Raw genomic sequence first — 24,131 nt, 5'->3', positions numbered from 1 at the left:
TACCCGTAAAACAGCCTCAAGGGGAAGCAGGAGGATGCGGGAGGGTCGGTGGAAACGGTAGAATATCCCCTTCGTGGTCAAACTGAAGAGTTTTATCGATGTTCAAGGGACTCAGCGAGCGCATTGGCAGCACCCTGGATCGGGTCAAGGGGCGTGGCCGGCTTAGTGAAGACAATATCAAGGAGACGCTGCGCGAGGTCCGCATGGCCTTGCTGGAAGCGGATGTTGCCTTGCCGGTGGTCAAGGAGTTCATCTCCCAGGTGCGCGCCCGTGCGGTGGGTCAGGAGGTTCTGAAGAGTCTGACCCCGGGTCAGGCCCTGGTTAAGGTCGTCAACGACGAGCTTGTCCGGATCATGGGCGAGAATCGTGAGCCCTTGAATTTCCGGGGCCGTCCACCGGTGGTGATCCTGCTGGCCGGCCTGCAGGGCGCGGGTAAGACCACCAGCGCGGCCAAGCTGGCCCGTCACCTGATGGAAGCCGAGAAGAAAAAGGTTGCCCTGGTCAGCACCGACGTTCGTCGACCGGCCGCCATCGAACAGCTTGAGACCCTGTCCGGCGAGATCGGCGCCGGGTTCTACCGCGCAGCCGAAGGTACGGCACCGAAGAAGATTGCCGACCAGGCCATGGACTTTGCCCGCAAGCAGCATGCCGATGTGCTGATTGTCGATACCGCGGGTCGCCTGCACATCGACGAAGAGTTGATGCAGGAGGTTCAGGATATTCATGCCGCCGTCGAGCCCCTGGAGACCCTGTTTGTCGTCGACGCCATGACCGGTCAGGATGCGGCACGCTCCGCCGCTGCCTTCGGCGAGGCACTGCCGCTGACCGGCGTGATTCTCACCAAGGCGGATGGTGATGCCCGCGGGGGTGCGGCACTGTCCGTGCGTCAGGTCACCGGCAAGCCGATCAAATTCATGGGCGTGGGGGAGAAGACCGATGCCCTGGAGCCCTTCCATCCCGATCGGGTGGCCTCGCGTATCCTCGGCATGGGGGATGTGCTCAGCCTGGTGGACGAGGTCCAGAGCAAGGTTGATAAGGAAAAGGCCGACAAGCTCGGGCGCAAGCTCAAGAAAGGCAAGGGTTTTTCTCTCAACGACTTTCGCGATCAGCTGGAGCAGATGCAGAACATGGGCGGGGTGGGTGCCTTGCTCGACAAACTGCCCGGAGCCGGTAAGCTGCCTCCCGGCGCGGCCAGCCAGTTCGATGACAGGACCATCAGCCGCCAGGTGGCGATCATCAATTCCATGACCAAGGAAGAGCGCCGCAAGCCGGCGGTGATCAATGGTTCCCGCAAGCGCCGGATTGCCCAGGGATCGGGGGTCCAGGTTCAGGATGTGAACAAGCTCCTGAAACAGTTCACCCAGGCCCAGAAAATGATGCGTAAGATGGGCAAGAAGGGTGGCATGAAGAAGATGATGCGCGGCCTGCAGGGCAAAATGCCCCCGGGGATGGGGTTTCCCGGGCAGTAAGCGGCGAGCTTCGAGCTACGAGCGGCGAGCTGGCCGCGGTTCCGCGGGGCCGTGCTGAAAAGCCGGGCCTCATCCAGATCTGCCCCGCGGAACCACCGAGGGTCAGATATCAGCACGGCCGTACCCCTGGCACGGCCGGCTCGCCGCTCGTAGCTCGCTGCTCGTAGCTCATTTCTCTTGTAGCTTTTATGTGCTTCGCGTAGAATGCGCCGTTTACCGCCAGATCGGCCGGTAGCGGCCGCCAGTGCCCAATTTTTGCGAAACGGAAAAGAGTAACGGCATGGTAACGATTCGTCTTGCCCGGGGTGGCATGAAAAAGCGCCCCTTCTATCACCTGGTTGTCGCGGACAGCCGCAAGTCCCGTGACGGTCGCTTCGTTGAGCGTCTGGGCTTTTTCAACCCGGTTGCCCGTGGCGATGAAGAGCGCCTGCGGGTCGACCTGGAGCGGGCTGACTATTGGCTGTCTCAGGGGGCCCAGCCCTCCGAGCGTGCCGCAGCGCTGCTCAAGCAGGGCCGCAAGCAGGCTGAAAGCCAGGCCGAGGCCTGATATCGCCAGCCATGGCGGACCAGGCCGAAGGCCGGACTGTAGCGGTGGGTGACAGCGGACACGTCAGTGACAGTGACATGGTCACTCTGGGCCGGATTTCCGGCCTTTTTGGCGTTCGCGGATGGGTAAAGATCTTTTCCCACACCCGACCGCGGGAATCCATTGTCGACTTCGGTACCTGGTATCTCAAAGGACGGGGCGGATGGGAAGCCATCACTGTCCTGGACGGGCGCCGACACGGCAATGGTGTGGTGGCCCGCCTCGAAGGTATTGAGGACCGGGACCAGGCCGCCGAGCTGCTGAAGCGGGATGTGGCGGTGCGGCGGGAACAGTTGCCGCCGGCCGAGGAAGGTGAATACTACTGGCTGGATCTCATCGGTCTTCAGGTTGAAACCCTTGAGGGCGTCGAGCTGGGACGGGTGACTGGCCTGCTCGAGACAGGCGCCAATGACGTCCTTGTGGTCAAGGGTGATCGGGAGCGTCTGTTGCCCTTTGTTCAGGGGCAGTTCATCAAGACGGTGGACTTGTCGGCAAAGAGGATGGTCGTCGACTGGGATCCGGACTTCTGAGATGTTCCGGGTAGCTGTTATCTCGCTGTTCCCGGAGTTGGTGGAAGCCGTTACCCGGGTGGGTGTCACCGGGCGCGCCGTGGAACGGTCTCTGCTGTCGGTGGAAACCTGGAATCCACGGGAGTTCGCCCAGGACAGGCACCGGACGGTGGATGATCGCGCCTATGGCGGCGGACCTGGCATGGTGATGCGGGTCGAGCCCCTTGGCGAGACCATTCGCAGCGCCCGTGCCAGTTTGCCGTCAGGCACAAGGACGATCTATCTGAGTCCTCAGGGGCGAGTGCTGGATCAGGCCCTGGTGGAAGAGCTGGCGCAGGCGCCGGGAATGCTGCTGGTGGCCGGGCGCTACGAGGGCGTTGATGAGCGTCTGCTGGAGAACGAAGTCGATATGGAAGTCTCCATCGGCGATTACGTTCTCTCCGGTGGCGAGCTGCCGGCCATGGTGTTGATCGATGCCCTGGCCCGATTGCAGCCAGGTGCCCTGGGGCACGCTGAATCCGCCAGTCAGGATTCTTTTTCGGCGGATGGTCTGCTGGATCATCCCCATTACACCCGGCCGGAGACGGTGGTCGGGAAGCCGGTTCCGCCGGTGCTGTTGGGTGGTGATCACGAGGCCATTCGGCAGTGGCGCCTGAAACAGGCGTTGGGAAGGACATGGCAACGTCGGCCGGATTTGCTGGCGCGGCGTGAGCTGAATGAAGAGGAGCGCCGTCTGCTGGACGAGTTCATCGCCGAGCAGCACGGAGATCAAGGGGCGAGTTAGCAGGACGGCTGCGGGCTCCGGTAATTCTGAAAATGAAGCGAGCAGGGTGAAGTCATGAGCGACATCATCAAGGAAATCGAGAAAGAGCAGATGAAGACCGATGTGCCCGAGTTTGGTCCCGGGGACACGGTGCTGGTTCAAGTGCGTGTGGTGGAAGGCGACCGCGAGCGCCTGCAGCCCTTTGAGGGCGTGGTGATTGCCAAGCGCAACCGGGGCCTGAATTCGGCCTTCACGGTTCGCAAGACCACTCACGGTGAAGGCGTTGAGCGGGTGTTCCAGACCCACAGCCCCAATGTGGCCGAGATCAAGGTCAAGCGTCGGGGTGATGTGCGTCGCTCCAAGCTCTATTATCTGCGTGAGCGCCAGGGCAAGTCCGCCCGAATCAAGGAAAAGGTCAAGTAAGACCGATTGCTTGTCTGATAGAAAGGGCGGCTTCCCATGGAAGCCGCCCTTTTTTCTGGGCGACCGGAATTTTCCTTCGTCGTCGTAATTCGGGATACTGTGCTTTTGCCCTCGACTGCCCAAGGATGAAGCCATTGCGTCGCCTGATTGCCAGTCTGTTGCTAATGATTTCCCCGGCTCTGAGCGTGGCCGAGGTTTCCGCGCTGTCGGAGGTTTCTACCCTGGCCCGGTCCGGTGCTACGGAGTTGGCGCTGGGACTGATGGATCGACATCAGCCGGCGCTGCAAGAAGACCCGGTTGCCTGGATGCAGTGGGAGCGTGAACGGCTGTTTCTGTATCGTAGCCGCGCCCAGTGGCAGGCCCTGGCGGATCGTGCGGCCGAGCATCCGCGGGGCTTGCACCCGGAATTCATGCGTTGGGCCCAGGGAGAGAGGGCCCGTGCGCTGCTGGCTCTTGGTCGTGACGAAGAGGCCCGCACCGTCCTGCGTGAGCAGATCTGGTTCAGCGATCCCGGTGAACGCTTGCCGCGATGGCGCCAGATGATCGTCGAGTCCCACCTTGAGGGAGGGGATTCAGAAGCGGCTCGCAGTGCCCTGAGGCGATTGCGTCAGGACCATGGCGATGATGACGGTGAGACCCGGGTGATGGAGGCCCGCCTGTATTTGCAGCAGGGGCAGGGCCGGGAGGCTCTGGCCGTTCTGGAGGCCTTGCCCGAAGACGAGCATCGACCGCTACGACTCGCTGCCAGACTGGCGGCGGACTCCGCTCAGGCCGGGGACGTGCTCAGTGATGCCATTCGTTTCGGCTTTGACGATCAGACCCCGGCACTTGATCGCCGATTGACCTGGTCCGTGGCCGCTCAGGCGGCGGAGAAGACGGGCAATCGATCCGCCCGAATCGGGGCCCTGGAGCGGGGTCTGGGGCTTTACGATGAGGGTGGCCGGGTTGACCCTGTATTCAGCCTGGCGCCGGAGCAACTGTGGGCGGCCTATCAGGATTTCGGTGAACGCCTGGGGAATGAGGCCCAGATACTGGTGGGGGATGACCCCATGTGGTTCGAGCTGGCCGAATCCTACGCCGACTCCGAGCCGGTCAAAACGCGCGCGCTCTTGAGTGTCATCGCCTTCAACAGTTTTGAAACCAAGCAACGAGAGCGTGCCCACGGCGAACTGGCCGCCACCCTGGTCAACCGTCGGGAAGGCCCCGCCATCATTCGTCAGCTCTACCTGGAGAGTGGCCATTTCCAGGCACTTGATTCGATTCCGCAAACGGTGCGCTACCTGCTTGCAGACCTGGTTATGGAAGAGGCCGATATTCCATTGGCCTCCCGTCTCATGAGAGGTCTGGACAAGGCCCCGGACGGGGTAGAGGAGCTGGATTGGGGCTTACGCCGCGCAAGGGTGCTGTTGCTGGGCGGGGCCAGGGAAGAAGGGCTGTCTGCACTGGATGCCCTTTTCGATAAGGACGTTGAGGATTTTCCGGTGGAGCGTGTGCTGCAAGTCCTGTTCGATTTGCAGAACATGGGAGATCACGAGCCAGCCTTGGCGTACTTGAAGCGCCTCCTGGAAAAGGATCTGGAAGACCGGCAGCATCGGGAAATCCTGTTCTGGATGGCAGAATCCGCCGAGGGGATGGGTGACCGTCTGGAGGCCGCCCGTCTCTATCTTCGCTCGGCCGGCTTTCATGACCCCTTTTCCATGGATCAGTGGGCGCAGACGGCCCGGTACCGGGCTGCAGATGCGCTCGCCGATGCCGGGCTCACCGAGGACGCGCGCAGGCTCTACCAGTCCTTGTTGAATGCAACCGAGGATGAGGCGCGTCGTTCGGTCTTGCGTAACCGGATTCAGCGACTGCGCTTGCAGCCCGCCAGTCCACCAGGGCCGGAGATCGATCCCTAGCTGACCGTGGGTGGTGCTCCAAGGCTGAGGCAGGGGCAACACGCGGCAAGGTATGCAATGGCAGTCGCGGCCCCTTGAAATGGCCTCTGCTGCCCCCACCTTTTTCTCCGTTCATCCCCCGCTCCCTCACGGGAGTGGAGTGCTTTTACCGTTCGATTCCAGGAGGTTGTACAGCGTCATGGCCAAGGCGAACGTCGAAACCCGGCATTTTGAGGCGGAGGTTCAGCAGCTGCTCAAGCTGATGATCCACTCCCTGTATTCCAACCGGGAAATTTTTCTGCGCGAACTCGTATCCAATGCCTCTGATGCCTGTGATCGTCTGCGATTCGCCGCTCTAAAGGATGACACGCTACTGGAGGGGGACGGTGAACTGGAAATCCGCGTCGAGGCGGACAAGGATGCCGGTACTGTTACCGTGAGTGACAACGGTATCGGCATGAGCCGCCAGGAAGTGATCGACAATCTGGGCACCATTGCCCGTTCCGGCACGCGCCGCTTCCTCGATTCCCTTTCCGGCGATCAGAAAAAGGACGCCCAGCTGATTGGCCAGTTCGGCGTCGGCTTTTACTCCAGTTTCATCGTTGCCGACCAGGTCTCGGTGGAGACCCGCCGGGCCGACGAAAAAGCCGGCGTGCGCTGGTCTTCTGACGGCACCGGCAGCTATACCCTGGAGGAGATCGAGCGCGAGTCCCGCGGCACTACGGTGACGCTGCAACTGCGGGATGACGCCGTGGAGTTCCTGGAGCCGGCCCGTCTGCGCCACATCATCCGTCGCTATTCCGACCACATCGGTCTGCCCATCCTGATGCCATCCGAGAAAGAGGGCAGTGAGGCCTGGGAGAAGGTCAATGAGGCTGCGGCCCTGTGGACCCGGCCGAAGGAGTCACTCAAGGACGAGGATTACCAGGGCTTTTACCAGCACCTGAGCCATGACCCGGAAGCGCCGCTGGCCTGGACCCACAATCACGTGGAAGGTCGGCAAAGCTACAGCTTGCTGCTCTACATCCCTTCCCGGGCCCCCTTCGATCTCTGGGATCGGGAGCGTCGCCGGGGCGTGCGCCTGTACGTGCGCCGGGTGTTCATCATGGACGAGGCCGAGCAGCTGATGCCGGCCTGGCTGCGCTTCGTGCGTGGGGTGGTGGACTCCGATGATCTGCCCCTCAATGTCTCGCGGGAGATTCTCCAGGACAACCGCCTGGTCCGCAGTATCCGCGCCGGTGCAGTGAAAAAGGTCCTGGGCCTGCTGGAAGACATGGCCCGCAATCGGCCGGAGGATTACGCCCGCTTCTGGGATGAATTTGGCCAGGTGATCAAGGAAGGCCCGGCGGAAGATCCGGAGAACGCCGAACGCATTGCCGGGCTGCTGCGTTTTGCCAGCACCCGGCATCCCGACGGCCAGACCGTCTCGCTCAAGGACTATGTGGACCGGATGCAGCCGGACCAAAAGGCCATTTACTACGTCACCGCCGACAGCCACGCCACGGCGCTCAACAGCCCGCATCTGGAGGCGTTCCGCAAGAAGGACATCGAGGTGCTGCTGTTGTCCGATCGGGTGGACGAATGGCTGGTGGCGCATTTGCCCGAGTTCGAGGGCAAGACGCTGAAATCGGTGGCCCAGGGCGATCTGGACGCCGACGAAGTGGACGACGACAAGGACGCCGAGCAGCAGGCCGAGGCCCACAAGGACCTGCTCGAGCGTCTCAATAAGGCACTCGACGAGCAGGTCAAGGAAGTGCGCGTCTCCCGCCGCCTGGTGGATTCTCCGGCCTGTCTGGTCGCGGAGCAGGACGGCATCAGCCTGAACCTGCAGCGCCTGCTGAAGGAAGCCGGTCAGTCGGTGCCCGAGTTGCGTCCCATCCTGGAAGTCAATCCGGATCATCCCCTGCTGACCCGCCTGTCTTCCATGGACGAGGGGGAGACCTTTGCCGACTGGGCGCGGGTGCTGTTTGACCAGGCTGTCCTCGCGGAAGGGGGGCAGCTCGACGATCCGGCGGGCTTCGTTCGCCGCCTCAACACCATGCTGGTACGCGAAGCCAACGCATGAGTCCCTGAGTGGAACCACATGGCCCTGTCGCCGCCGCCTGGGCGTTCGCCGCGTGGTGGTCGGCGACTGCGGCCTGTGTTGTCACCAGATAGGTGCTGCCTATCCAACCTATTGAAACGATTTGCTTGAGCGAGTTTCGGGTGTGCGTTTTAATAGCACCCGAAAATAAAAGTGGCTATTTCGATAGCAAAAATGAAAACCCTAGGAGGAGGTAAATAATGCTTGGAATTGGTGAGAAGTTCCCTGAGTTTTCCGTGAATGCGACTGTTTCCACGGATGAAAAGAACGCCTTTGAAGAAATCAATAACAAGAGTTTCCCGGGCAAGTGGACCATTTTCATGTTCTACCCGAAGGACTTCACCTTCGTCTGCCCGACCGAGATCCAGTCCTTCGGTGATATGGCCGACGAGTTCGAGGACCGTGATGCCCAGCTGATGGTCGCCAGCACTGACAGTGAGTTCGTGCACCTGGCCTGGCGCCAGAACGACGACCGCCTGAAGGATCTGCCCGTGCCGATGCTGGCCGACCTGAACCGCAAGCTGGTCTCCCAGCTCGGTATCCAGGATCCGGAAGAGGGCGTTGCTCAGCGGGCGACTTACATCGTCGATCCGGACGGCATCATCCGTCACGTGTCGGTCAACGATATGAGCGTGGGCCGTAACCCCAATGAAATCCTGCGGGTTCTGGACGCGCTGCAGACCGACGAGCTCTGCCCCTGCAACTGGCAGAAGGGCGAAGAGACCCTCAACGCCGCCTGATTATCCGGTGGGTGAGTGAGATCGAGCGGCCCCCGGTATCCGGGGGCCGCTTTTTTCGGAACAACGGGAGGTGACCCATGAGCGTCACGGAACTCAAGCAGGCACTGCCTGATCACGCCAAGGACATTCGTCTGAACCTGAGCTCGGTACTCAAGACCGAAGGTGCGCCCGGCCTGAGCCAGGAGCAGATCTACGGCACCGCCCTGGCCTCGGCCTATGCCGCCGACAATGTGGCGTTTGCCCGTCAGGTGGAAAGTCTGGTCGCCGAACAGGCCGATGAAGCCACGACCAATGCGGCCAAGGCCGCTGCTTCCATCATGGCCATGAACAACGTCTACTATCGCTTTCTGCACCTGGTGGAGGACGAGGAATACGGCCGCATGCCGGCCAAGCTGCGGATGAACGTGATTGGCCGCCCAGGTGTCGACAAGACCGACTTTGAGCTCTATTGCCTGGCCGTGTCGGCTATCAACGGCTGTGGACTGTGTGTGCAGAATCACGAGAAAGTTCTGCGTCAGGCGGGCCTCGGCCGAGAGGCCATTCAAAGTGCCGTCCGTATCGCGGCTGTCATCAACGCCGCCGCGACGACCACAAGGTTCGCCGCCTAAGCGACATTCTGACGCAACGATACAGCAGAACGCCGTTCCCATGGGGCGGCGTTTTCTTTACTTATCAGTGAGTTATGGGTTGATTGCCTTATTCCCCGGTAATCTGGTAAGGGCGGGTCAGGAATTTTGGCTTGCCGGGAGCTGTCAGGCGGGCTAGAATTCAGTTCGAGATCGTAAGATTTTCAAGGTCATCTATTTTGCATAATCTGGCTACGCTCTGCAATGTCGGAGGTAAGGCCAGGGGGAGGCCCGGGGGGGGCTCCGGCAGGCTGCTTTCAGGAGTGAATTGGCAACCTGTTTTTTTGACATAAGAGAGATGCGTATGAATGAGAACAGCCCCCTTAATCAGGCATTGGTGTCAATGTTGAGGCCGCTGGCCCGTCTGTTGCTGCGCAATGGCGTCAGTTACAAGGCTTTTGCTGAACTGGCCAAATCGGTATTCGTGGAGGTGGCACGGGAAGAATTCCGTATTCCGGGCCGCAAGCAAAGTGATTCTCGGGTGTCGGTGATCACCGGGCTATCCCGCAAAGAGGTCAAGAGGGTCCAGTCGGTGCCCGAGAACAACGGTGAAGCAACCTTGCGACTGTTCAACCGTGCAGCCCGAGTCATCTACGGCTGGGTCAATGACCCGGATTTTGTCGATGGCCAGGGCGAACCGGTGCGCCTGAAGATGGAAGACGACCAGGCGGCAATCGATTTCGTTAGCCTGGTGCGCCGCTACAGTGGCGATGCGCCGCCCAGGGCCGTGCTGGACGAGCTTGACCGCGTCCGGGCGGTGGAGCGACACGATGACGGTCACCTCTCCCTGCGAACCAAGACCTATGCCCCGCCTGCGGATGCCGCGCCCGACAAGCTGCAGTTCCTTGGCGATGCCGCGGCCGCGATGATCGAGAGCGTGGACCGGCATTGGAAGGACAGTCAGACACCGCACTTCCATGGCATCAGCGTACGTGAAGTCCCGGAGTCTTCCCTGGAAGCATTTCGGAGGGCCGGCGCTGAGGAGGGAAAACAGGCTGTCGACAAGTTGGCGGCTTGCCTGCCGAGTGAAAAGTCCGACAGCAGTGGCCGCTCCCGTCGAGCCGGGGCGGTGGTCTTCACCTTCGAGCAGTAACCTTTTCGGACAGCAGACGCATTGGGTGGCTGCCGGCCGGAGAGCTCCGGCCGGCAGCCTGCCGCTTTGCCTGCTGCTTTTCCCCCGGTATAGTCCCTATCTTGCTTCCCTAGGCGGAATGTTAGCTGTCAGGGCGCGTTCAAGTGACTCCTTCGGAGTCAGGCGAGCCCGGCAAGGGTCAATCGGAGGAATCTTTCATGAGTAAGGACTGGGAAAATCCGGGGCTGCTGGCCCGGATCGGTGGCGCGCTAACGACTACCCGTCGCGTCATCGTAAACCTGCTGTTTTTCGGGGTGTTGATCCTTTTATTGTTTCTGATTTTCTCTCCCGACGACAAACCCCAGGTGGATCGGGGCATGGCGCTGGTGGTCAATCCAGGCGGCATGCTGGTGGAGCAGCGTTCGGGGACCATACTGGATCGTGCCATCGATCGAGCCCTGGGGCAGGAGCGCCCGGAAACCCTGGTGCGCGACGTGGTTCGAAGCATCGAACTGGCCACTGAGGACGATCGCATCAGCGCACTGGTACTGAGTCTTGATGAGCTCTGGGGTGGTGGTCTGAGCAAGCTCGAGACCATCGCCGAGGCGATTGAAGGGTTCCGGGAAACTGATCGTCCCGTCTATGCCATCGGGGACCGTTATAGCCAGTCCCAGTATTTTCTGGCTTCCCACGCCGACGAGATTTTCATCCACCCCAGCGGCCAGGTCATGCTGACCGGTTTTGGCTCCTATCTAAATTACTACAAGGGGGCCATCGACATGCTGGACGTGGAGTGGAATGTATTCCGCGTCGGTGAGTACAAGTCCTTTGTCGAGCCTTACATGCGTGAGGATATGTCCGACGAGGACCGTGAAGCTCGCCTTGCCTACATGAATGACCTGTGGGACGCCTGGCTTGCCCAGGTTGGAGAGCGCCGCCAGCTGGGCCCGGATGATATCGAGGCCTTTATCGATGGTATCCCGGATAATCTTGAAGCAGTGGACGGAGACTTTGCCACGCTGGCATTGGAGATCGGTCTGGTGGACGCGCTCTTGCCTCGGGATGGCATGCGGGATCGCATCATTGAGGTTAGCGGCCGTGATGATGAGCATGGCAGTTTTCGGCAGATCAATATGGAAAACTACCTCCTGGCTCATGGCGATGACAAGAAGCAGGGACGCGGTAAGACCATTGCGGTGATCCCGGCAGTCGGTCCAATCATGGACGGCAATCAGCCGCCCGGTGCCATCGGTGGTGATTCCACTGCCCGCCTGATTCGCGATGCCCGGCGCGACGATTCTGTCGAGGCGATTGTATTGCATGTGGACAGCCCTGGTGGTTCGGCCTTTGCCTCCGATGTCATCCTCAGGCAGCTGGAACTGGCCCAGGAAGACGGCAAGGTCGTGGTCGCCTCAATGGGTAGCGTGGCGGCGTCTGGTGGTTACTGGATTTCCATGGCTGCCGATGAGATTTGGGCCCATCCCACTACCATTACCGGTTCCATCGGCGTCGTCGCCATGTTCCCGACCTTTGAGGAAACCCTGAAAAAGATCGGGATTACCAGCGATGGCGTAGGCACCACGGAGATGGCGGGGTTGTTCCGTCCTGACCGGGCCATGAGCGACGATGCTCGTGATGCTCTCGAGCTATCCATCCAGCACAGCTACCGTGAATTCATTGAAAGGGTCGCCGAGCATCGTCAGATGTCGGTATCTGAAGTGGATGCGGTGGCCCGCGGGCGGGTCTGGAGTGGTATTGATGCCCACCGGACCGGTCTCGTGGATGAGCTTGGCGGTCTGGAGGAAGCCATTGATGCCGCGGCCAGTCTGGCAGAGCTGGAGCAGTGGCAGGTTCGCTACTGGGAACGAGAGCCGAGTTGGCGGGAGCAGTTCATGGCCGATCTGCTCGGTGGCGCCAGCGCTGAGGTGCTTGGCCTGAATGAAAGTCGCCTGCGCCAGGCGCCTCACCGTGCTCTGCTGGAAGATCTGAAAGCAGACCTGGAGCGGCTGGATAGCTTCAATGATCCCAACCACCTGTATTACTACTGTGCGGCCTGCGATTTACGCCAGTGACGGTCGTTGCTTGCTAAGGCTTAAGGCCCCGGTTTCTGCCGGGGCCTTTTTCTTGGGAGCTCATATAGGGAATTGCCCTTAGTCGAAATCCACGCCCATTTCTTCCAGGGCGGCACGGGCGCGGCGGCCTGACTCGGAATCGGACTGGGCGGCGATGCGGTAGTGGCGGATGGCCTGATCTCGGTCGGCCGCACGTTTATGGATATGGCCCAGCTCCAGATGCGCCGGGGCAGTAGGCAACAACTCGATGCTGCGTTCCAGGGCGGGGCGGGCTTGCTCATCATCGGCCAGCGCTACGGCAGTCAAGCCAATCATCAGGTGGTGCTGGAAGTAATCGGCCTCTCGTTCCACGGCACGCTGGTAATGGCGCAGCGCCTCCCGGTGAGACCCCCGCTCGCGATGGATGTCACCTACCAGGGCGTGGAATCGCGCTTCCGTCGGTACCTGGTCACGGGCCTCGTTGGCGAGCCGCAGGGCCTGGTCCAGCTCACCCTGGCTTAGATGGCGGCGGGCCGTGTCCGCCTTGTCGTAGCTTGGCTGGTGGGCGCGCAGCAGGGCCATGGCCGATTCAAAGCGTTCCCGGCCCCATTCGCCCTCGCGGCCCAGACGCTCGGCGGTTGCCTCGTTGGCCCGGACCCGCTCTCGGGAAGGGGGGTGGCTGGCGAAGAGGCCATCAAGCCAGCCCTGGCGCCGATCCTCCGATAGCCGCAGGAAACGTTCCATGAGGTCCACTGCACCATCGGGGTGGTAGCCGGCACGGTGCATGTAGAGGGTGCCGAACTCATCGGCTTCCAGCTCATCACTGCGACTGAAGCGCTGGCCAATCAGGCCGGCGCCGATGGCAGCCGAGCCGACGATGGCGCCGGCATAACGGCTGTCACTGCTGGCGGCGGCCACGGCCAGAACGCCGGCCTGGAGAATCAGCTGTCGTTCCATGCGACGGGCACTGTGGCGGGCCGCGGCATGGACGATCTCATGGCCCAGCACGGCGGCCAGTTCGGCTTCGCTTTCGAACTCGGTCAGAAGACCGCGGTTGATGGCAATCTTGCCGCCGGGCAGGGCCCAGGCATTGGGCACACTGCTGTTGATGACGGTGAATTCATAGGGCAATTCCGGGCGGTCACTCTCACGCGCAACCCGCTGACCCACCTGGTTCACATAGTCCACCAGCCCCGGGTCCACCTGATAGTCCCCGCCCTGCATCTGGCGCAGTGGCGCGTATTGCTCCTCGCCAATGCCGATCTCCTCACGCTCGGAAATCAGCCGCAACTCCCGATCACCCGTGACCGGGTTCACCGCACAGGCAGCAAGGAGCAAGGGAATAATCACCAGAGAGAATATCCGCAATCTAAGCATGCCCGACCTCCACTCAACATGGATCCGATTCTAGCATTGGAGGAATGCGATATAGACAAACAAAAAGCCGGCCATCAGGCCGGCTTTTTGCAACTGACGATTAGCCAGGAATATCCGTTTTTTCGCAGCTCGCAGCTCCTCACCCCCAGTCCAGGACCACTTTGCCTGATTGTCCGGACCGCATGATGTCAAAGCCCTTCTGGTACTCATCGGCGCCCAGTTCGTGGGTCAGCACCGGGGATATGTCGAGCCCTGAATCCAGCATGGCCAACATCTTGTACCAGGTCTCGAACATCTCTCGCCCGTAGACCCCCTTCAGGAACAGACCCTTGAAGATCACCTCGTTCCAGTCGATGGCGGTATCGGAGGGCGGTATGCCAAGCAGGGCAACGCGGCCGCCATTGGTCATGGCGGAAATCAGCTGACGGAAGGCGGGGCCGGCGCCGGACATTTCCATGCCCACGTCAAAGCCTTCCTTCATGCCCATCTCCTGCATGACCTGTTTTAGGTCTTCGTTCTTGACGTTGACCGTGCGGCTGGCGCCCATTGTCCTGGCGAGGTCCAGTCGGTAGTCATTCATGTCGGTCACCACCACGTGGCGGGCACCGGCATGTTTTGCAATGCCGGCCGCCATCATGCCGATGGGCCCGGCACCGGTAATCAGGACATCCTCACCCACCAGGTCGAAGGACAGGGCCGTGTGGGTGGCGTTGCCGAAAGGATCGAGAAAGGCGGCGATCTCATCAGGCAGGGAATCCGGCAAGGGGTAGGCGTTCTCGGCCGGGATCACCAGATACTCGGCGAAACAGCCAGGGCGATTGACGCCCACGCCCACGGTATTGGGGCAGAGGTGGCGACGTCCGGCGCGGCAGTTGCGGCAATGGCCGCAGGTGATGTGGCCCTCGCCGGAAACCCGCTGGCCCTTTTCATAGCCTTTCACTTCCGAGCCCATGTCCACCACCACGCCGGAGAATTCATGGCCCACGGTCATGGGCACCGGGATGGTCTTCTGTGCCCATTCATCCCAGTTGTAAATGTGGATGTCGGTGCCGCAGATAGCGGTCTTTTTCACCTGGATCAGCAGATCATTCGGACCCGGCTCCGGCTCGGGCACGTCCTGCATCCAGATCCCTTCTTCAGCATGTTGCTTTACGAGAGCGCGCATAAGCCTTCCTCAATCGATTATGTTCATTTCGTGCCCGACCTTGGCGAAGGCCGCGATGGCACGGTCCAGGTGCTCCCGTTCCAGGCCCGCGGACATCTGGGTGCGGATGCGGGCCTTGCCCCGGGGAACCACCGGGAAGGAGAAACCGATGACATAGACACCTTCGGCCAGCAGGCGGTCCGCCATTTCGCTGGCCAGCTTGGCATCGCCCAGCATGACCGGAATGATGGGCGTCTCGCCCGGCAGCAGTTCAAAGCCCAGCTTTTCCATTTCCTGCCGGAAATAGCGGGTGTTGTCCCAAAGCCGCTGGCGGAAGCTGTCATCGCCGGAGAGCATGTCCAGTACCCGGATGGAGGTCTGGGCGATCACCGGGGCGAGGGTGTTGGAGAAGAGATAGGGCCTGGAGCGCTGACGCAGCCATTCCACGATTTCCTTGCTGGCTGAGGTGTAGCCGCCGGAGGCGCCGCCCAGGGCCTTGCCCAGGGTGCCGGTGAGGATGTCCACCCTGCCCATCACCTCGCAGTACTCGTGGGTGCCGCGCCCACCCTTGCCGAGGAAGCCGGTGGCGTGGCAGTCGTCCACCATTACCAGGGCCTGGTACTTGTCCGCCAGATCACAGATGGCCTTCAGATCGGCAATATAGCCGTCCATGGAAAAGACACCGTCAGTGGCGATCAGCTTGAACCGGGCGCCCTGCTCATCGGCCTCCTTGAGCTTGGCCTCCAGGTCAGCCATGTCGTTGTTGCGGTAGCGGAAACGCTTGGCCTTGCAAAGACGAATACCGTCAATGATGGAAGCATGGTTGAGCTCGTCGGAGATCACTGCGTCTTCCGGGCCCAGCAGGGTCTCGAACAGGCCGCCATTGGCGTCGAAGGCGGAGGGATAGAGGATGGTGTCCTCCTGCCCAAGGAATTCGGATATCTTCGCTTCCAGGTCCTTGTGGATGTCCTGGGTGCCGCAGATGAAGCGCACCGAAGACATCCCAAAGCCATGCTCGTCCAGTGCCTGGTGGGCCGATTTGACCACTTCCGGGTGGTTGGACAGGCCAAGGTAGTTGTTGGCGCAGAGGTTGATGACCTCCTTGCCGTCGGCCAGGGCGATCTCGGCCTCCTGGGGGGTGGTGATCACCCGTTCGGCCTTGTAGAGGCCTTCCTCGCGGAGGGTGTCCAGTTCCTTGCGGAGATGGTCGCGGATGTCCGAGTTCACGTGGCTGCCTCCAGAATTGTGGGAAAGCGCCAAATTATAACAGTTCGGCTGCTGCGAGCCGGCCTCGCCCTGCTTCGATTGAAATAATTTGCAATCGAGATGTATAACCCCTGTATAGTCCGGGTATCGCAAATAAGGCTGGAGAAGACACAATGGACCGTCTCATCGCCTTGGTGGAGAAGGGCTGGATCCCCGATATGCTGACTCGACTGGGTATTCGTCAGCTGCTGCGACAGCGGGCTGACCGGCTGCGACCGGCGGACTGCGAGGAACGGGCGGCCTCGGTGGAGAATTTGCTGATGCAGATGTCCCAGGGCCCGATTGCGGTGGCGACCGATACCGCCAACGAGCAGCATTACGAGTTGCCAACCCGCTTTTTCGAGGGGGTGCTGGGGCCGAACATGAAGTACTCCGCCTGCTGGTGGGGCGGGGATACCTGGCACCTGGCTCAGGCCGAGAATCGGGCACTGGAAATCAGTTGTGAGCGGGCGGAACTGGCTGACGGGCAGGGCATTCTGGAGCTGGGCTGCGGCTGGGGTGCCTTGAGCCTGTGGATGGCCGAGCGTTATCCCGCCGCACGAATTACCGCAGTCTCGAATTCCGCGGGCCAGAAGGCATTCATTGAGGCCCGGGCCCGGGAGCGGGGTCTTGGGAACCTCCAGGTCATTACCGCCGACATCAATGAATTCCAGACGCCCCAGTCCTACGACCGGGTAATTTCTCTGGAAATGTTTGAGCACATGCGCAACTGGTCCGAGTTGCTTGCTCGGGTCAATAGCTGGCTTCGGCCCGGTGGCGCCTTGTTCATTCATATCTTTTGCCACAGAGATTATCCCTATTTCTTCGAGACCGAGGGCAGCGGCAACTGGATGGCGCGATATTTTTTCACGGGCGGATTGATGCCCTCGGATGAATTGCCGGGGCGTTTTCAACAGGCCCTTCGTCTTGAACAACACTGGCGCTGGAATGGCCGGCATTACGCCCGAACCTGTCGTGCCTGGTTGGATAACCTGGATCAGAATCGATCCGAACTCATGCCGCTCATGTCTGACACCTATGGGCAGGAGGATGCTGCTGTCTGGTTCAATCGCTGGCGCATGTTCTTCCTCGCCTGCGAGGAGTTCTTTGCGTTCCGGGGTGGAGAGGAATGGTGGGTTTCCCATTACCGCTTTCGCAAGCCGGAAGAGGAGGGGCAGAAATGAATGGCATTGAATCCCTCGGCAGCGCGGCCCTGCTGGGCCTGGTTCCAGCCCTGGGTCTGATGTTCGTGGTCTGGGTATCCAGTCTGGTATTGCGCGACGCCAGCCTGGTGGATCGTTGCTGGGGGTTTGGTTTTGTGCTCCTGGCATGGTTCTGGTGGCTGACAGGCCCCCGGGAAAGCCTGATGCTGATTCCCGTGGTCCTCGTCACCCTCTGGGGCTTGCGCCTGTCCCTGTATTTGAGCTGGCGCAACTGGAATCACGGCGAGGATTACCGATATCGACAGATGCGCGACAAGCATGGCCCGCGCTTCTGGTGGGTGAGCCTGTTCACGGTCTTTGTTCTGCAAGGCCTGATCATGTGGCTGGTGGCCTTCCCCCTGTTGATGGTGGGGCACGGCAGCCCGCCTGACACGCCCTGGGTCTGGCTCCTGGGGATTGGGGGGCTGTTATGGCTGGTGGGATTTGTTTTTGAGAGCGTCGGTGATTGGCAGCTGGCTCGCTTCAAGGCTGATCCGGCAAACCGCGGTCGGGTCATGGATCGCGGCCTGTGGCGTTATACCCGGCACCCCAACTATTTCGGTGATGTCTGCGTCTGGTGGGCCTATTGGCTGATGAGCGTGCCGGTCGGCGGATGGTGGACCTTTTTCGGGCCGGCTCTGATGACCTTTTTCATTGCCCGCGTTTCCGGCGTGACCTTGCTGGAAAAAAGCCTGGCCGAGAAAAAGCCGGAATATGTCGATTATGTCCGCCGCACCAATGCCTTGATCCCCGGTCCGCCAAGGGCCCGTGGAGGTGACTCATGAGATCAGCCTTGCTGGCGCTATTATTGTTTCTGCTGCTGCCGCTAACCGCGAGGGCCGAGGGGACGGGTGAATTGCCCGCCGAAATCCGTGACGCCGGAGACTGGCAGCTGAAAGGCAGTGCCAGGTTGCGGGTCTATCTCTTTCATGTCTACGACGGTGCCCTGTGGGCGCCGGATGGAGAATGGGGCTGGGAGCAGCCATTCGTGCTGGATTTCAAGTATGCCCGGAACCTCAAGGGCGAGGACATCGCCGAACGAGGGGCAAAGGAAATGAAGGAATTGGGTCATTGCGATCTCCTGGAAGATTGTTGGCTGGATGAACAGAAACAGGCCTTTCCGGATGTCTCCGACGGTGACCGCATTACCGGATGGTATCGGCCTGGGGAATCCGTTCGTTTCTATTTCAATGGCGAGTTCCGTCATGAAGTGGACGATCCGGACTTCGCCCGTCCCTTTTTTGAAATCTGGTTAAGTGAACATACCACTGCTCCCGCCTTCCGCCGCCGCCTGCTGGGGAAGTAGGATCGTCTGTAGTGCTCTTGAGCTCCGAGGCCATTCCCTGTGTCCTGATAGAATGGCCCCATGAGTGACGTCAGAGTCGACAAATGGTTGTGGGCGGCGCGGTTCTTCAAGACCCGCTCTCTGGCTCAGCAGGCAGTGGCCGGGGGCAAGGTGCATGTCAATGGTCATCGGGTGAAGCCGGCCCATGGCTTGAAGCCCGGAGATGCGGTGCGGATCACCAAGGGGCCGCAGCAGTTCGAGGTTCGGGTTCAGGTCCTGTCCGAGAAGCGGGGCCCGGCGAAGGTGGCCGAGACCTTGTATGAAGAGACTGCGGAAAGCCTGGAACGGCGGCGCAAGAATGCCGAAATTCGCAAGATGGAGCGCCTGGCACGGCCCATTCCCGAGAGACGTCCTGACAAGAAGCAACGGCGCCAACTGCGTCGCATGACCGGCAAGGACTAGCGCCGGCCCGCCAGGAGGGTAGCGCCGACGTGCGCAGGCAACGGGAGCCATATTCCTGTTATCCTGCCCTGCGAGGCAGACAGGAGTCCCCATGCCAAGACCCGAGACCCCCTTGCTCACCGTCGATGTGGTGATCGAAAAGCCGGACCGCAACGATGGCAGTATCGTGCTGATCGAGCGCCATCATGAACCCTTGGGCTGGGCCTTGCCGGGGGGCTTCGTGGACATCGGCGAGACCGTGGAGCGGGCGGCCATGCGCGAGGCCTGGGAGGAGACCGGCCTGGAGGTCCGTCTGGTCACCTTGCTGGGTGTGTATTCCGATCCCCGCCGCGACCCGCGCGGCCACAATGTCAGCGTCGTCTATGTCGGCCGGGCGGTGGGCACGCCCCGTGCCGGAGACGACGCCCGCGCCATCAAGCTGGCCGACCCCGCCAAGCCCCCGCCCCTGGCCTTTGATCATGGTCTGATCCTGCATGACTACCTGCGCTGGCGTGACAAGGGCGAGTGTGCCCCGGTCAGGCCCTTGCCAGTGCCGGAGAAGCCCTGAAAGTGCCACCAGAGTAATTTTCCGTTACCGGGAAATCATGGTCCAGATTCGGTATAATTGACGTTTTCTCGCCCCCGATGCGTCGGGGGCGGTCTCGTATTGTCAAAACTCCAAGGAGCACTCCATGGCTTATCAGCATGTCGTCCTGCCTGAAGGCGGGGAGAAGATCACGCGTGAAAATGGCGAGCTGAAGGTGCCGGACAACCCCATCGTCGGCATGGTGGAAGGTGACGGCATTGGCGTCGACATTAGCCCGGCCTGCCGCAAGATCTGGGATGCCGCCGTGGAGAAGGCCTATGGCGGCAAGCGCAAGATTCACTGGGCCGAGCTCTACATGGGCGAGAAGGCTGCCGGCAAATATGACGGTGACTACTTCCCGGCCGAGACCCTGGAAGCCATCAAGGACCTGCGGGTGGCCATCAAGGGCCCGCTGACCACCCCGGTGGGTGAGGGCTTCCGTTCCCTGAACGTCTCCCTGCGCCAGCAGCTTGACCTGTTCGCCTGCGTGCGTCCGGTGAAGTACTACGAGGGCGTGCCCTCGCCGCTGAAGAAGCCCGAAGACATCGATGTAGTGATCTTCCGTGAGAACACCGAAGACGTTTATGCCGGCATCGAATACCAGTCCGGGTCCGATGAGAACAAGAAGCTGTCCACTTTCCTGCGTGATGAGATGGGCGCCAACTTCTTCGACGACGCTGGCCTGGGTGTGAAGCCCATCAGCCCCTTCGGCTCCAAGCGCCTGGTGCGCAAGGCCATTGAGTGGGCCATTGAGCAGGGTCGTGAGAGCGTGACCCTGGTCCACAAGGGCAACATCATGAAGTTCACCGAAGGCGCCTTCCGCAACTGGGGCTATGAAGTGGCCAAGGAAGAGTTCGGTGACAAGATCATCACCGAGGATGAGCTGTGGGACAAGTACGATGGCAAGCGGCCGGAAGGCAAGGTTGTCATCAAGGACCGCATCGCCGACATCATGTTCCAGCTGATGCTGCTGCGTCCGGAAGAGTTCGATGTGCTGGCCACCATGAACCTGAATGGTGACTACCTTTCCGACGCCTGTGCCGCGGAAGTGGGTGGCGTGGGCATTGCCCCCGGCGCCAACATCTCCGATGAAGTGGCTGTCTTCGAAGCCACCCATGGCACCGCACCCAAGCATGCCGGCAAGGACAAGGTGAACCCCGGCTCCCTGCTGTTCTCCGGCACCATGATGCTGGACTACATGGGCTGGACCGAGGCCAGCGAACTGGTACAGAAGGCCTACGAAAAGACCGTGGCCAGCAAGACGGTGACCTATGACTTTGCCCGTCAGATGGACGGTGCAAAGGAGGTCAAGACCAGCGAATTTGCTGAGGCCCTGATCGGCAACATGTAAGCATCTTTCGCTGATGCTGTTTGAAAAAAGCCGCTCCCTCGGGAGCGGCTTTTTTCTTTCTGAGTATCAGTCAGTCTTTCTTCCCGGTTTTTCAAACGTTCCGAAAAGACGCTGTTGACCATCTCGCCAATGCCACTGACCCCGGGCCATCACGTCTCTCACTGCATAGTCCTCCTCGAGCACGACCAGATCTGCATCCATGCCCACATCCAGTCTCCCCTTGCGAGGCAGTTTCAACAGCTCGGCGGGATTGCAGGTGAAGGCCGGCAGTACGGTTTCTGCCGGCCTTCCACTGCGCAACAGTTTCTGGAGCGTTAATAGCAGGGAATCAGGTCGTCCCACATCCAGGCTGTGCAAATGCCCGTGGTCATCGAAATGAGGCAGGCAGCCGCCGCCGTCGGAACTCACGCTGATCCGCCCGCTGGGACCGTTGTCATCCAGATAACGGGCCAGAGCCTCGGCGGCCGGTACATCAGCATGGCTTGGATCTTCTGGAAAGGCTGTGATGTCAACGTGACAGCCTCGTCTGGCAGCCTCCATTGCCTCATCCATCAAGGCAGGCTGGCGATTGATATGGGTGGGCTGCAGGACTCGGGCGGGAATATCCGAATCGCGCAGAACCCGAAACAGGGGGTCCATGCCCTGTTTGCCGTCGCCGAGGTGCAGGTGCAGGACTCCGGCCTTGTTGGCCATCAGCCCGGCCACATGAGCTTCGCTGGCGATGCGGATCAGTTCCTGATCGGTGGGATGGCTGGAACGGTGGTCACTGACGGCGAGTTCGCCCACACCCACGACCCGATCGATATGAACAATATCGGCGCGGATGCTGCCGGTAAGAGTCACGGGCGGGACATGATAGCCGCCGGTGTAGCACCAGGCAGATAGGCCCTCTGCCATCAGAGCGCGGGCGCGGACCACCAACTCACCGGTGGTGCGTACCAGGTCATCAGTACCAAGCAGTCCCACCACGCTGGTGACGCCTGCAGCGGTGAATGCGCCCAGGTCGACTGAAGGCACCCGGCTTTCCGGACCATCCTCGCCACCACCGCCGGTGATGTGGGCATGGCAGTCCACCAGGCCGGGGATCACCATGCGACCCTCCATGTCCGCGCTCTCAATACCGCCAGAGCCCTCCAGTGCCAGGGCCTGTTCTCCGCGCAGGACGATTACCTCCCCGGCTACCAGCAGGTGATCCATGCCTTCATCCATCGGTGAATGCAGTCGGCAATTCTTGAGCAGTTTCATCATTTCCGGGCCTCCTTTCCACGTTTGCTGTCGGCGGCAGATTCAGGGCCAAGGGACAAGGATAGGCCGTACCAGCCGACGTGTTGGTTTCGATCCGCACTCAACCACTGCGTCTGCTCTGTTTCTTCAAGCTCGATTTGCCAGCGCTGCGGTGATGCATGGTGCTCTGCCGTCAGGCGAGCCTGCTTGCTGCAACGGAGTTTTCCGGCCATCTTCGCAACGCCCTGATCGCCCAGCAGATCCGCGTCAGATGGTGAGTCGCAGCTTGCCTGTTCTGTGCTGCTTTCCGGGGCAATGTGGAAACGCCCCTTTGCATCGATTGTCATCCCATTGCCCGATGTCAGGCGGTGGAGTAACACATTGCGGGCGGCCAGACCTGATTCGTTCAGGGATAGCGTAGACTCGCGAAAATCCATGATCATGGCAGCGGCGGCACCCAGAACATGAAAATGCCGGTCTCCGCCAGGACTTTGGCCCACAAGCAGGGCTGTGGTCTCATCGACTCCAAAGCTCAGGTCAGCGCCGGTGGCAGCTGCCAGGGCAATGGAGCGGACTGGACGGCCCCGTTCGCCATAATGGGTATCCAGCAATCCGAAGGAGAAAAGGCCCAGGCCCCCCGCTTGCTGCCAGGTCAGCGTATCCGGATCAGTGCCTTCCGGGCAGTCACCATGAAGGCCGCAATCCGGGGCGGGTGGGGGCGATGTCACCATGTTACCGCGCAATGCGGCCTCCGGAGTGCCACTGGCAATCATGGCCATGTCCTGCCCTGTTTGTACCGCCGTGCCGGCGCTGGTCCCGCCGACAACCAACGCCTCCGCCTGGAATCGCTCACGAAGTCGAGTCAGGGCAGCGCCGGCCGTGCGCTCATCCTTGAACAGCGTCGCCCGATGTCGAGACTGGTCGCCGCCATTGAAGAACACCCCGTCGGCCCAATCCATCAGAGAGGTCAGAGTGTCGGGGTTCAGGCAGGCCTCTGTCTGCTTTGCGGCCAGGTCAGGATAGATGTGGGCACGGTTCCAGGCGTTGCTGACTCCGGCACGCCATTGGTCCAGGTCGTCGCATTCTCCGGCCCGTGTAGCGGCATGGACCGCAGGGCCGGTTGGTGCCCAGCGTGCTTCGGCGCCACTTTGTTCGAAGGCGCCCAGGTAATAGTCCACCACGGACAGAGGGTCTCGGGCGGCTGAAGTGAAGACCAGTATCCTGGGTTGATCCCTGCCGGAAACCGCGGATGCCATTTCCACAAACTCCTGGTAAATGGCAGGCCGTTCGTGCTCGCGAGTGTTGGCGGCGCTGACCCATTCCCGGGCGCGTTCACCGTCCCGGGCCGGGTCTTCGCTGAATGCTTCCAGTAAATCGATGACCCGGTCCCGCTCTCGCGGGCTGAGCTCATCCGGAATGAGCTCTCTCAGCTCCTTGTGAGCAAAATCGCTGCTACCGCTCTTCAGACTGGCCTTCAGGCGTTGTTCCAGTTTTGCCCTCTGCGGCTCCCGCTTTTCCTGCCAATAGGCAGGATCCAGAATCCGCTTCAGGCGCTTGCGGTCCAGTCGATAAACCGTCGCGGTATGCGCACTGGTGGGCCAGTCTGCCTCGTCGCGGCGCTCATCGTCGCAAGCGCTGCGATAGCGGCTGGAGCACAGGCTGATGCTGCCGCCGGCAAGCAGCAGTGACCATTGAATGTCATTTTCCGGGTTGTCGTTTTCTTGCAACGGCTGCGGGCCGCAGGCCGTTAGCAACAGCGCTGCGAAGGCAATGAATGCAAGCCTTTGGCGGGTTTTCATGGTCTTCCCCATCCGTCCAATTGCAGTGAATCAGTGTCGCCTGGGCGACACAGTGACTTGACTTTGGCAAAAGGTCGTGGATAGTCTGAGGGGAAGGCTGGCAGGGGAGGCCAATCCAAGGCCAGCCTTCTTTGGAGAAGACCAAGTGGGTAGTATGACCCCGGGAGCGGTCTGAAACAATGGCCATCCAGACACTGACAGGCTTGGCTACCTTCCACGGCCGCTTTTGCAAGTCGCCGTATCGGTACAAGCCGCACTATCTCAGCGAGTGGTTCGAC

21 protein-coding genes and 1 pseudogene are annotated in these 24,131 nt (G+C 61.0%); 17 read left to right on the top strand and 5 right to left on the bottom strand.

Annotated elements, in window-relative coordinates; translation table 11 throughout:
- Positions 1-98: 98 nt before the first annotated feature.
- The 11 genes from ffh (at position 99) to sppA (ending at position 12,220) form a co-directional block, all read left to right on the top strand.
- Positions 99-1,469 carry a signal recognition particle protein gene (gene ffh, locus VCB98_RS02315; protein ID WP_346050075.1) on the top strand — a complete coding sequence of 457 codons (1,371 nt, stop codon included), beginning with the start codon at positions 99-101 and terminating at the stop codon, positions 1,467-1,469.
- A gap of 280 nt (positions 1,470-1,749) precedes the next feature.
- Entirely contained in the window at positions 1,750-2,016 is a 267-nt protein-coding gene (gene rpsP / locus VCB98_RS02310) for a 30S ribosomal protein S16 (RefSeq protein ID WP_346050073.1), read from the top strand.
- Positions 2,017-2,027: 11 nt separating this feature from the next.
- Complete coding sequence (gene rimM, locus VCB98_RS02305) at positions 2,028-2,585, top strand: ribosome maturation factor RimM (protein ID WP_374729184.1); 558 nt, start codon at positions 2,028-2,030, stop codon at positions 2,583-2,585.
- A gap of 1 nt (position 2,586) precedes the next feature.
- Positions 2,587-3,348 (top strand): tRNA (guanosine(37)-N1)-methyltransferase TrmD, encoded by a 762-nt coding sequence (trmD, locus tag VCB98_RS02300; protein ID WP_346050071.1) that lies wholly within the window; start codon positions 2,587-2,589, stop codon positions 3,346-3,348.
- Between the two features lie 54 nt (positions 3,349-3,402).
- Positions 3,403-3,750, top strand: a complete 348-nt coding sequence (rplS, locus tag VCB98_RS02295; protein ID WP_346050069.1) for a 50S ribosomal protein L19 — start codon at positions 3,403-3,405, stop codon at positions 3,748-3,750.
- Between the two features lie 134 nt (positions 3,751-3,884).
- On the top strand, positions 3,885-5,648 hold the full coding sequence (locus tag VCB98_RS02290) for a tetratricopeptide repeat protein (RefSeq protein ID WP_346050067.1): 1,764 nt from the start codon (positions 3,885-3,887) through the stop codon (positions 5,646-5,648).
- Positions 5,649-5,826: 178 nt separating this feature from the next.
- Positions 5,827-7,692 carry a molecular chaperone HtpG gene (htpG, locus tag VCB98_RS02285; RefSeq protein WP_346050065.1) on the top strand — a complete coding sequence of 622 codons (1,866 nt, stop codon included), beginning with the start codon at positions 5,827-5,829 and terminating at the stop codon, positions 7,690-7,692.
- A gap of 218 nt (positions 7,693-7,910) precedes the next feature.
- A complete protein-coding gene (locus VCB98_RS02280; RefSeq protein WP_346050063.1) occupies positions 7,911-8,450 on the top strand; it encodes a peroxiredoxin in 540 nt (179 codons plus the stop codon).
- A 77-nt stretch (positions 8,451-8,527) separates the two neighbouring features.
- Positions 8,528-9,058: an alkylhydroperoxidase, AhpD family gene (gene ahpD / locus VCB98_RS02275; protein WP_346050061.1), complete on the top strand. Its 531-nt coding sequence runs from the start codon at positions 8,528-8,530 to the stop codon at positions 9,056-9,058.
- 322 nt (positions 9,059-9,380) lie between these two features.
- Positions 9,381-10,169 (top strand): DUF6502 family protein, encoded by a 789-nt coding sequence (locus tag VCB98_RS02270; protein ID WP_346050059.1) that lies wholly within the window; start codon positions 9,381-9,383, stop codon positions 10,167-10,169.
- Positions 10,170-10,366: 197 nt separating this feature from the next.
- Positions 10,367-12,220: a signal peptide peptidase SppA gene (sppA, locus tag VCB98_RS02265; protein WP_346050057.1), complete on the top strand. Its 1,854-nt coding sequence runs from the start codon at positions 10,367-10,369 to the stop codon at positions 12,218-12,220.
- A gap of 78 nt (positions 12,221-12,298) precedes the next feature.
- Here the strand turns inward: sppA and VCB98_RS02260 are convergent, their stop codons facing one another.
- The 3 genes from VCB98_RS02260 to VCB98_RS02250 all read right to left on the bottom strand — a co-directional run bounded on the left by VCB98_RS02260 (position 12,299) and on the right by VCB98_RS02250 (position 15,947).
- Positions 12,299-13,576 carry a M48 family metalloprotease gene (locus VCB98_RS02260; protein WP_346050055.1) on the bottom strand — a complete coding sequence of 426 codons (1,278 nt, stop codon included), beginning with the start codon at positions 13,574-13,576 and terminating at the stop codon, positions 12,299-12,301.
- 139 nt (positions 13,577-13,715) lie between these two features.
- Positions 13,716-14,741: an L-threonine 3-dehydrogenase gene (gene tdh, locus VCB98_RS02255; protein ID WP_346050053.1), complete on the bottom strand. Its 1,026-nt coding sequence runs from the start codon at positions 14,739-14,741 to the stop codon at positions 13,716-13,718.
- A 9-nt stretch (positions 14,742-14,750) separates the two neighbouring features.
- Positions 14,751-15,947 carry a glycine C-acetyltransferase gene (locus tag VCB98_RS02250; protein WP_346050051.1) on the bottom strand — a complete coding sequence of 399 codons (1,197 nt, stop codon included), beginning with the start codon at positions 15,945-15,947 and terminating at the stop codon, positions 14,751-14,753.
- Between the two features lie 152 nt (positions 15,948-16,099).
- Here VCB98_RS02250 and VCB98_RS02245 point away from each other — a divergent pair, with 152 nt between their 5' ends.
- The 6 genes and pseudogenes from VCB98_RS02245 to icd form a co-directional block, all read left to right on the top strand.
- Positions 16,100-17,149: an SAM-dependent methyltransferase gene (locus VCB98_RS02245; protein ID WP_346050049.1), complete on the top strand. Its 1,050-nt coding sequence runs from the start codon at positions 16,100-16,102 to the stop codon at positions 17,147-17,149.
- Positions 17,146-17,952, top strand: a complete 807-nt coding sequence (locus tag VCB98_RS02240; RefSeq protein WP_346050047.1) for a DUF1295 domain-containing protein — start codon at positions 17,146-17,148, stop codon at positions 17,950-17,952. The genes VCB98_RS02245 and VCB98_RS02240 overlap by 4 nt, the downstream gene beginning before the upstream one ends.
- Entirely contained in the window at positions 17,949-18,473 is a 525-nt protein-coding gene (locus tag VCB98_RS02235) for a chalcone isomerase family protein (RefSeq protein ID WP_346050045.1), read from the top strand. The genes VCB98_RS02240 and VCB98_RS02235 overlap by 4 nt, the downstream gene beginning before the upstream one ends.
- A 60-nt stretch (positions 18,474-18,533) precedes the next feature.
- Positions 18,534-18,914, top strand: coding sequence for an Hsp15 family ribosome-associated heat shock protein (locus tag VCB98_RS02230; RefSeq protein WP_346050043.1), 381 nt, complete (start codon positions 18,534-18,536; stop codon positions 18,912-18,914).
- A gap of 91 nt (positions 18,915-19,005) precedes the next feature.
- Positions 19,006-19,461, top strand: a complete 456-nt coding sequence (locus tag VCB98_RS02225; protein WP_346050041.1) for an NUDIX domain-containing protein — start codon at positions 19,006-19,008, stop codon at positions 19,459-19,461.
- A gap of 124 nt (positions 19,462-19,585) precedes the next feature.
- Positions 19,586-20,827 (top strand): annotated as a pseudogene (icd, locus tag VCB98_RS02220) (isocitrate dehydrogenase (NADP(+))); the annotation flags it as partial.
- A gap of 69 nt (positions 20,828-20,896) precedes the next feature.
- Here icd and iadA read toward each other — a convergent pair.
- Positions 20,897-22,078 (bottom strand): beta-aspartyl-peptidase, encoded by a 1,182-nt coding sequence (gene iadA, locus VCB98_RS02215; RefSeq protein ID WP_346050037.1) that lies wholly within the window; start codon positions 22,076-22,078, stop codon positions 20,897-20,899.
- Complete coding sequence (locus VCB98_RS02210; protein WP_346050036.1) at positions 22,075-23,853, bottom strand: cyanophycinase; 1,779 nt, start codon at positions 23,851-23,853, stop codon at positions 22,075-22,077. The genes iadA and VCB98_RS02210 overlap by 4 nt, the downstream gene beginning before the upstream one ends.
- Positions 23,854-24,131: the final 278 nt, after the last annotated feature.

The sequence above is a fragment of the Natronospira elongata genome, from assembly GCF_034931365.1.
Classification (GTDB): Bacteria; Pseudomonadota; Gammaproteobacteria; order Natronospirales; family Natronospiraceae; genus Natronospira; species Natronospira elongata.
The sequence above is the reverse complement of the archived record's forward strand: the minus strand, read 5'-3'. Positions and strand labels throughout refer to the sequence as shown.

Excerpts from the sequence above, each read along its gene's own strand:
- rpsP (WP_346050073.1), top strand. The coding sequence starts at position 1,750 with ATGGTAACGATTCGTCTTGCCCGGGGTGGCATGAAAAAGCGCCCCTTC.
- VCB98_RS02225 (WP_346050041.1), top strand. The coding sequence starts at position 19,006 with ATGCCAAGACCCGAGACCCCCTTGCTCACCGTCGATGTGGTGATCGAA.
- VCB98_RS02260 (WP_346050055.1), bottom strand. The coding sequence starts at position 13,576 with ATGCTTAGATTGCGGATATTCTCTCTGGTGATTATTCCCTTGCTCCTT.
- VCB98_RS02210 (WP_346050036.1), bottom strand. The coding sequence starts at position 23,853 with ATGAAAACCCGCCAAAGGCTTGCATTCATTGCCTTCGCAGCGCTGTTG.
- VCB98_RS02235 (WP_346050045.1), top strand. The coding sequence starts at position 17,949 with ATGAGATCAGCCTTGCTGGCGCTATTATTGTTTCTGCTGCTGCCGCTA.
- tdh (WP_346050053.1), bottom strand. The coding sequence starts at position 14,741 with ATGCGCGCTCTCGTAAAGCAACATGCTGAAGAAGGGATCTGGATGCAG.
- VCB98_RS02240 (WP_346050047.1), top strand. The coding sequence starts at position 17,146 with ATGAATGGCATTGAATCCCTCGGCAGCGCGGCCCTGCTGGGCCTGGTT.
- iadA (WP_346050037.1), bottom strand. The coding sequence starts at position 22,078 with ATGATGAAACTGCTCAAGAATTGCCGACTGCATTCACCGATGGATGAA.
- VCB98_RS02270 (WP_346050059.1), top strand. The coding sequence starts at position 9,381 with ATGAATGAGAACAGCCCCCTTAATCAGGCATTGGTGTCAATGTTGAGG.
- htpG (WP_346050065.1), top strand. The coding sequence starts at position 5,827 with ATGGCCAAGGCGAACGTCGAAACCCGGCATTTTGAGGCGGAGGTTCAG.
- VCB98_RS02280 (WP_346050063.1), top strand. The coding sequence starts at position 7,911 with ATGCTTGGAATTGGTGAGAAGTTCCCTGAGTTTTCCGTGAATGCGACT.
- rplS (WP_346050069.1), top strand. The coding sequence starts at position 3,403 with ATGAGCGACATCATCAAGGAAATCGAGAAAGAGCAGATGAAGACCGAT.
- trmD (WP_346050071.1), top strand. The coding sequence starts at position 2,587 with ATGTTCCGGGTAGCTGTTATCTCGCTGTTCCCGGAGTTGGTGGAAGCC.
- VCB98_RS02245 (WP_346050049.1), top strand. The coding sequence starts at position 16,100 with ATGGACCGTCTCATCGCCTTGGTGGAGAAGGGCTGGATCCCCGATATG.
- sppA (WP_346050057.1), top strand. The coding sequence starts at position 10,367 with ATGAGTAAGGACTGGGAAAATCCGGGGCTGCTGGCCCGGATCGGTGGC.
- ahpD (WP_346050061.1), top strand. The coding sequence starts at position 8,528 with ATGAGCGTCACGGAACTCAAGCAGGCACTGCCTGATCACGCCAAGGAC.
- rimM (WP_374729184.1), top strand. The coding sequence starts at position 2,028 with ATGGCGGACCAGGCCGAAGGCCGGACTGTAGCGGTGGGTGACAGCGGA.
- VCB98_RS02230 (WP_346050043.1), top strand. The coding sequence starts at position 18,534 with ATGAGTGACGTCAGAGTCGACAAATGGTTGTGGGCGGCGCGGTTCTTC.
- ffh (WP_346050075.1), top strand. The coding sequence starts at position 99 with ATGTTCAAGGGACTCAGCGAGCGCATTGGCAGCACCCTGGATCGGGTC.